We start from the raw sequence: 7,193 nt of genomic DNA, 5'->3' as shown, positions 1-7,193 counted from the left end.
GAGCCGGGGCACTTTTCGTTTTCCTTGGTGTTTTAGCCTAGCTTCATTTTGGTCTCTGTTTTGTCTCTTGTTTTGCTGCATCTAGCAAAGCGGCCAAGGAGTCTCGCAGGCATTCCGCGTACATTTCAGGGTCGGGTAGCATTTCTCTGCAAGCTGTAAAGGTAATTGTAAACTCATCGCAATAACTGGATATCGCTTGAAACAAGCCCACGCTATCAATTGCTGGTCCGGTCGGGAAACTAACCAACATTTTTGCCCCACAAAAATACAGTGGTATGCGCGGCCCTGGCACATTGGTAACAACGCAATTATAAAATGGACTTATTCGGTTGGCCAAACTCAATGAACTTGATAGCCGCGCAGCAGAGGCGGTTAAGGTCGACGGCGTAAACTGCAAATAATCCGTCATGGTCTTAGCGCCAATAGCATTGGTTAATTCTTTGGCATTGCGTGTGCTCTCATTAACGGCAAGTAAGCGCTCTCTAGGGTCTGCAATATCTGTACGCAACTGAACAGTCATTTGCGAGACTTCATTACCAGCTGCACCCTGCTTATCTGCTGTGCGAATATTAATTGGCGCCAAAGCTGCTAGCGATGTTTCCGGCAACTCATTTTTTGCCAGTAAATACTGGCGCAATGCACCGCCCACTATTGTCAGCGCCACATCGTTAATTGTCACCGGAGCATAGGCCGCTTTAATACTTCGAATATCTTCAAAGCTTACTCGCAATGCATCAACGACCCTATGAGGCGATACATTGGTATTAAATCGCGTACGCGGTATGCCACTGATGCGTTTTAGTTTCCCACTAATTATGCCTTTAGCCGCTTGATATAAACTCGGGGCGGCGTCTTTAGTAAGCCCAACAAACCGAAATGGCAGCTTTAATGTGTTCTTTTGTGCTTGCCACAACATTTCGGTTTTCTTCGGCGGCTGCTCAACGAATGGCTCAGCCTCGGCACCCACATTGGTGGCAAAATCAGCGGAAAGGTCGTGCAATACACTATTTATTTCGACGCCCGAGGCACCGTCGATCGCCGCATGATGCATTTTTGTATACAGAGCAAAACAACCCTTTGGAAACCCCGCCACATCATCTAGGCCTTCAATAACGTAAGCTTCCCAAAGTGGCCTGCTGCGATCTAAAGGCCGAGCGTGAATACGGGAAACTAAGATACAGAGCTGACGCCAGTCGCCGGGCTTCGGTAAGGCAATGTGACGAACATGAAATTCCGGATCAAAATCACCGTCTGCGACCCAATAGGGGTGATCAAGACTAAAAGGAACAGTCTTTAATCGGCTAGTCATCGCTGGCACTCGGCGCGCCCGACGGTGAATGTGTTCCACTACCTGCTTAAAGCGCACCTTGCCACCAGGTGCAGTGCTTGGGTCATAAATCGTGAAGCCACCAATATGCATAGGTGAGTTAGCGGTTTCAAGGTAAAGAAAAGAGGCATCAAGCCCTGTTAATTGTCGCACAAATTACTCCTTAACTCGGGTAAATTAATTTGGCTTTGAAACCGCCGACGTTTCCGCCCTGTAATTATCGAGCAATGGAATCATTGCCCAAGCAGCAGCGCCTTGCCATCAAGATAGTCTTGCTCTATAGCCCAGTCCAACTCTTTTAGTAAAGCCGCTCGCGCCTTCAATTTAGTCCCAGCATGCGCAGCCATATTCAAGCCTGATAAACGTAAGGCCTGTGACTGTGCCTCATCGATCAATACATCGGCGGGCACGATTTTATCCAGTAGACCTGCGGTAACAGCCGTTGCCGGATCGTATATTTCAGCACTGATAACCGAGCGATCGAAAAAGCGTTTATTTAAACGTGCCCGCGACAGTATTATCCCGACATGATGCATGGTCATGCCAATTTGCACTTCATTCAGACCTAAATTATATGGGCCGTCAATGCCAATACGATAATCACAAGCCATAAGAGTAAAGCAGCCCTGCGCGATTGAATGCCCAGTGCAAACGCCAATCACGGGATAGGGAAATGACAACATTCGGCGGCACAGCGACGACCCTGCTTTTATCATTTCAACCGCCTCCGCCGGATCACGCGAAAAGGTCGCCAAATCAAAACCAGCAGAGAAGATACCGTCCTTGCCAACGAGCATCACCACCGCTTTATCAGATTCCGCCTGATCTAAAGCAGCTCCTATTGCTTGAATATGCGGCAGCGACATCGCGTTCACCTTGCCATTTTGCATAGTGATGGTCGCGATACCATCAGATAAGGAATAATTTACTAAGTCAGTCATAACATCACTCTCGATAAATGTAGGCAGGACAATCATATATAGAAACGAAAATCATACTATCACTGATGTTTTACTTCCCATAATTCACCTGCTTTATGACGACATTTAAAGCGACAAAGCGCCGCCATTGATGGCGATACACTGCCCCGTCATATAGGTATTAGCCGGTGACAGCAGTAGAATCATGGCATTGGCGACTTCGTCAGGTTGACCGAGACGTTTCATCACACAACCACGGCTCAGTACACTTTCTGCTGCCGCTACGCCCTTCTGAACCGCAATTGACGACTCCGCTACCATAGGCGTGAGAGTAAAAAATGGGCAAGCCGCATTAACACGGATATTGACGGCGCCAAGCTCCGCCGCCGCCGATTTTGTGAGGCCAACTACCGCGTGTTTTGCCGCGCCATACGCAGCGATACCCGGTGCCCCGCCGATGCCGGCCATTGACGATAGATTTAGAATATTACCGCTACCCTGCCGCTTCATTTGCGCAATCTGGTGTTTCATACCGTATTGCACGCCGTTGACGTTAACCTCCCACTGACGCGTCCATACACTTTGTTCGATCTCTTCAAAGGGTGTAAAGTCGTGACTGATCCCTGCATTATTAACAGCAATATCTAAGCGACCAAAGGTATCTACCGCGGTCGCAACCAAACGCTGGCAGTCGTCTTCAAGTGCGACATTACACATTTGCGCCACCGCCTCGCGGCCTTCCGAGCGCAACTTTTCTGCCAGACTTTGAACAGCCGCTTCGTTCACATCGCCCAACACCAATTTTGCGCCGCGCTGTGCCAAGCCCTCAGCAATAAGTTTGCCAAAGCCGCTAGCCGCGCCGGTAATAAGTACGGTCTGATTCGTAAAATCCAGTAATGAATCCATAGCCAAAATGCCTTTATCTGATGAATTATGAATAAATACTTTTACTAAATATTTATTCAGCTTAAATAGTTAAACCGCCATCCACCACGATACATTCGCCATTGGTATAGCTACTCGCGTCGCTAGCTAAGTAAAGAACCGTTCCTGCCATTTCGTTTGGCTCGGCATGTCGTCCCATGGGGATTTTCGAGATCGCTTCATTATAGATATCTTCGTGAGTAAACAAGGCACCAGCAAACTTGGTGTTGGTGAGGCCTGGCAAAATAGCATTGCAACGAATTCCGAGATTCCCACACTCTTTGGCAAAGGTCTTGGTCATATTAACGACAGCAGCCTTCGTGATAGAGTAAATCCCTTGGGCAGCTCCGGGCTGCAAAGCGTTAACCGACGCCGTATTAATAATCACCCCGCCGCCCCGCGCTTTCATCAACTTGCCAGCCTCAACTGACATAAAGAAAAATCCGCGAATATTCACGTCCACAGTTTTCTCATATGCAGCGAGGTCAGTATCCAGTACATGACCAAAATAAGGATTAGCCGCCGCATTGTTCACCAGAATATCGAGCTTGCCATCGTGCGCATCGTTGAGATGAGCATAGACTTTCGCGATATCTTCTAACTTACCCACGTTGCATGCGAAAGCCTCCGCTTTGCCGCCAGCGGCAATTATTTTTTGCGCAACCTCTTCGCAGTCGGCTAGCTTTCGGCTAGTGACAATCACGTAGGCGCCCGCCTCAGCCAAGGCCATCGCGATCGCTTCGCCAATACCCCGACTTGCACCACTTACCAGTGCGGTTTTTCCCGTTAAACTAAATAATTCTTTGTACATAATTGATCCTGTATCTAGGCAGTAATTTCAATACACGCTCAATAGCTAGGCGCCATCTTGTATAATTTGCATACCACTGGCCGCTAAGGGTTGTACGAAGGCGCCAGCGGTTTGGGCCTGTTTGCTGGACGCATTGCCCTGGGAGGCACGTTTAGCAACCCCTTGGGCAATCGCTGCCAAGCGGAAGAAGCTAAACGCCAGATAGAACTCCCAGTTTGCAATTGGACCAATACCGCGAATCTCGCAATAGCGGGTCACCAATTCTTTCTCGCTGGGAATACCGAGTGCTGCTGTGTCGATACCCGCGAGCCCCTTCATGGCGAGACCTTCACTCGGCATACGCAATTGCATACAGTGATAGGCGAGATCCGCCAGCGGATGCCCTAAAGTCGACAACTCCCAATCGAGTACAGCGATAATTTCTTCGCGATCAGGGTGAAACATCAGATTATCTAAGCGGAAGTCACCGTGGGCGATACTCAGCGAGCCGTCGTCCGCGGGCACATGTGCGCTGAGCCAAACGATTAGCTCTTCCATGACATCTATGGTGCCCATCTCACTCGCGCGATACTGTGTTACCCAGCGCTCAATCTGGCGCTGGTAATAATTGCCGGGGCGGCCGTAATCCTCTAGACCGACGTCAGCGGGATTGACTGAATGCAGCGTCGCCAATACTTCTACAACCTGAAAATGGATACGCGCACGTGCCGCATTATCTGCTATTTCCGGCAGCGCCGAATCCCAAAATACCCGGCCCGGCAGATACTCCATCAGGTAAAACATTGAGCCGATGATCTCGGTGTCTTCACAGAGGTGAAATACCTTGGCAACCGGCACCGCACTGTCCTTCAAGGCGTTCAACACTCGGTATTCGCGATCGACCGCATGGGCCGACTTCAACAATTTGCCCGGCGGCTGGCGGCGTAATACATACTGCCCAGAAGCCGCATTAATTTTAAAGGTGGGGTTAGATTGCCCACCCGGAAATTTTTCCGCCGCTGCAGGGCCTGCAAATCCAGGCACATGCTGTTCTAAGTACGGCACTAGTACGTCAATATCGATACTGTCTACTTGTTGCATAACTGGCTCACCGTCATTCAATCGGGCTTAAAAATGTGTGTAACTAAGCGCGCGACGGCCCTTAGCTGTCCAAGCGCCGACGCGCCATGTCACGGCCAAGCTGCATCATGTGAACCTGATCGGGACCATCAGCTAAACGCAGCGTGCGCATCATGGCGTACATATTCGCCAAAAAAGTATCTTGGCTAACGCCTGCGGCACCGTGAATTTGAATTGCTCTGTCGATCACATCCAAGGCCATATTGGGCGCAACAATTTTTATCATGGCGATAATATCTTTGGCGCCTTTTGCACCTTCTTCATCAATTTTTTGCGCGGCTTTCAGGGTCATAAGGCGCGCCTGTTCAATCTGACACGCGGATTTAGCGATATCTTCACGCACAGATTGTTTTTTAATCAGGGGCTCTCCAAAGGCGACACGCTGGTTGGCGCGGTCGATCATCAACTCCAATGCGCGCTCGGCGGCACCTATTGAACGCATGCAGTGGTGAATACGGCCAGGCCCTAAGCGCCCCTGAGCAATTTCAAAGCCTCGGCCTTCGCCAAGTACGATATTGCTTACCGGCACACGCACATTATCAAAAACGATTTCAGCGTGACCTTCTGGCGCATCGTCGTAGCCAAACACCTTCATTGGCCGCTCAACGGTCACACCGGGCGTCGATTTCGGCACCAACACCTGAGACTGCTGCAGATGGCGGTTGCTGTTAGTCGGATCGGTTTTCCCCATTACAATCAAAATTTCACATTGCTTGCGACAGGCGCCGGAGATATAGAACTTACGACCGTTGATAACATACTCGTCGCCATCGCGCTCGATACGCGTTTCAATATTAGTGGCGTCAGACGAGGCAACCGCAGGCTCAGTCATGGCAAAGGCGGAACGCACTTCACCGGCGAGCAGTGGTTCTAGCCACTCTTTCTTCTGCGCCGCATTGCCGTATTTGGCGAGTACTTCCATATTGCCGGTATCTGGCGCGGCGCAGTTGAACACTTCCGGTGCCCAGAGTACCCGGCCCATTTCCTCGGCTAGCGGCGCGTATTCTAGGTTGGTCAAACCGGCACTGTATTCGCCATAGGACTTAGGCAGAAACAGATTCCACAGCCCCTGCTCACGGGCCAGTGCCTTTAGCTCTTCCATCAGCGGCGGCGTACTCCAGCGCTCTAGCTCAACCTGCTCATGCATCAAGGCTTCGTTGGGGTATACATGCTCGTTCATGAACGCACGTAATTGCTCCAATAAACCGACGACTTTAGGGCTGTATGTAAAATCCATGGTATCCACCTATATTGTGATGTGTCTGCCGGTCTCCGCGACCACGCAGTGTGTTAAAACTGACCCAAGCATCAAAAATAGCTAATTAGCTCGCGGCGTTCGGGTGTATCTAAATGCGGCACCGCATTAAAGCTGCTCAAGCTAAACCCGCCACTATTAAAGTAGCAGTGACTGAGGCTCGCGTTCCGTGTTTGCAAATTTAGTTTTACCATCATGCTCGCTGGCGACATCAGGATAAGCCGCAGTGCCATGGCAATTGCCCCGCCAGAGCTGATCACCAGAATCTTTGCGGATGATGACTGGCTTTGTAAGGCCGCTAATTGGCGAGCAAGACGCCCCTCAAACTCATCCCAGCTTTCAGGTAAATCCCCATGGAGCTTACCCGCAGCCCAATGCTCTAGCGCCTGTTTTAGCAAGCCGTATCGGGCCGATCTAGGGACATCGTCTGCTAATCGAAAGGTGGGGTACTCAATAAGGAATTGGCTGATCAGGCGATCAAAGTCGAACTCATTCCAATCAGGCGTGGTTTCCAGCCTTAATGAGGGCTCGCCAAAACCCGCCAGTACACCTTCTGCGGTTTCGCGATGACGCACCATTTGGCCTGTAATTATGCGGTCAAATACCAAGCCGCGCTCAGTAAAATATTCACCGAGCCAGCGAGATTGTTGATGGCCAAGGCTAGACAGCTGATCATAATTATCGCTGTTAATCGATGCCTGACCGTGGCGGACCAGAAATAACTCTGCCATGGGCGATTCTGCCAATTGATAGTATTTATCTATCTTAAGACAGCGTCACCACCACGAAAAACGCTTATTATTCATGGGCTATTATGAATCTGGCGCATAACCCAGT

Annotated in this window: 7 protein-coding genes; all 7 read right to left on the bottom strand. The window is 50.2% G+C overall.

The genetic code is table 11. The annotated features are described in order from the left end of the window. Nucleotides 1-43 precede the first annotated feature (43 nt). The gene (locus tag ABYT30_RS13225; protein ID WP_373096913.1) at nucleotides 44-1,480 is read right to left on the bottom strand and encodes a wax ester/triacylglycerol synthase family O-acyltransferase; all 1,437 of its coding nucleotides are present in this window, start codon (nucleotides 1,478-1,480) and stop codon (nucleotides 44-46) included. An 80-nt stretch (nucleotides 1,481-1,560) separates the two neighbouring features. Continuing rightward, nucleotides 1,561-2,268 (bottom strand): crotonase/enoyl-CoA hydratase family protein, encoded by a 708-nt coding sequence (locus ABYT30_RS13220; protein ID WP_373082036.1) that lies wholly within the window; start codon nucleotides 2,266-2,268, stop codon nucleotides 1,561-1,563. Nucleotides 2,269-2,373: 105 nt separating this feature from the next. Beyond that, nucleotides 2,374-3,153, bottom strand: coding sequence for an SDR family NAD(P)-dependent oxidoreductase (locus tag ABYT30_RS13215; protein ID WP_373082034.1), 780 nt, complete (start codon nucleotides 3,151-3,153; stop codon nucleotides 2,374-2,376). Between the two features lie 61 nt (nucleotides 3,154-3,214). Continuing rightward, nucleotides 3,215-3,982 (bottom strand): SDR family oxidoreductase, encoded by a 768-nt coding sequence (locus ABYT30_RS13210; RefSeq protein WP_373096911.1) that lies wholly within the window; start codon nucleotides 3,980-3,982, stop codon nucleotides 3,215-3,217. 45 nt (nucleotides 3,983-4,027) lie between these two features. Beyond that, on the bottom strand, nucleotides 4,028-5,062 hold the full coding sequence (locus ABYT30_RS13205) for a phosphotransferase family protein (protein ID WP_373096910.1): 1,035 nt from the start codon (nucleotides 5,060-5,062) through the stop codon (nucleotides 4,028-4,030). A gap of 61 nt (nucleotides 5,063-5,123) precedes the next feature. Further along, entirely contained in the window at nucleotides 5,124-6,338 is a 1,215-nt protein-coding gene (locus tag ABYT30_RS13200) for an acyl-CoA dehydrogenase family protein (protein WP_373082026.1), read from the bottom strand. A 71-nt stretch (nucleotides 6,339-6,409) separates the two neighbouring features. Next, a complete protein-coding gene (locus tag ABYT30_RS13195) occupies nucleotides 6,410-7,087 on the bottom strand; it encodes a histidine phosphatase family protein (RefSeq protein WP_373096908.1) in 678 nt (225 codons plus the stop codon). Nucleotides 7,088-7,193: the final 106 nt, after the last annotated feature.

Origin of the sequence: Zhongshania sp., assembly GCF_041623545.1 — a bacterium.
Taxonomy (GTDB): Bacteria; Pseudomonadota; Gammaproteobacteria; order Pseudomonadales; family Spongiibacteraceae; genus Spongiibacter.
This window is presented reverse-complemented; position numbering and strand designations above follow the sequence as displayed.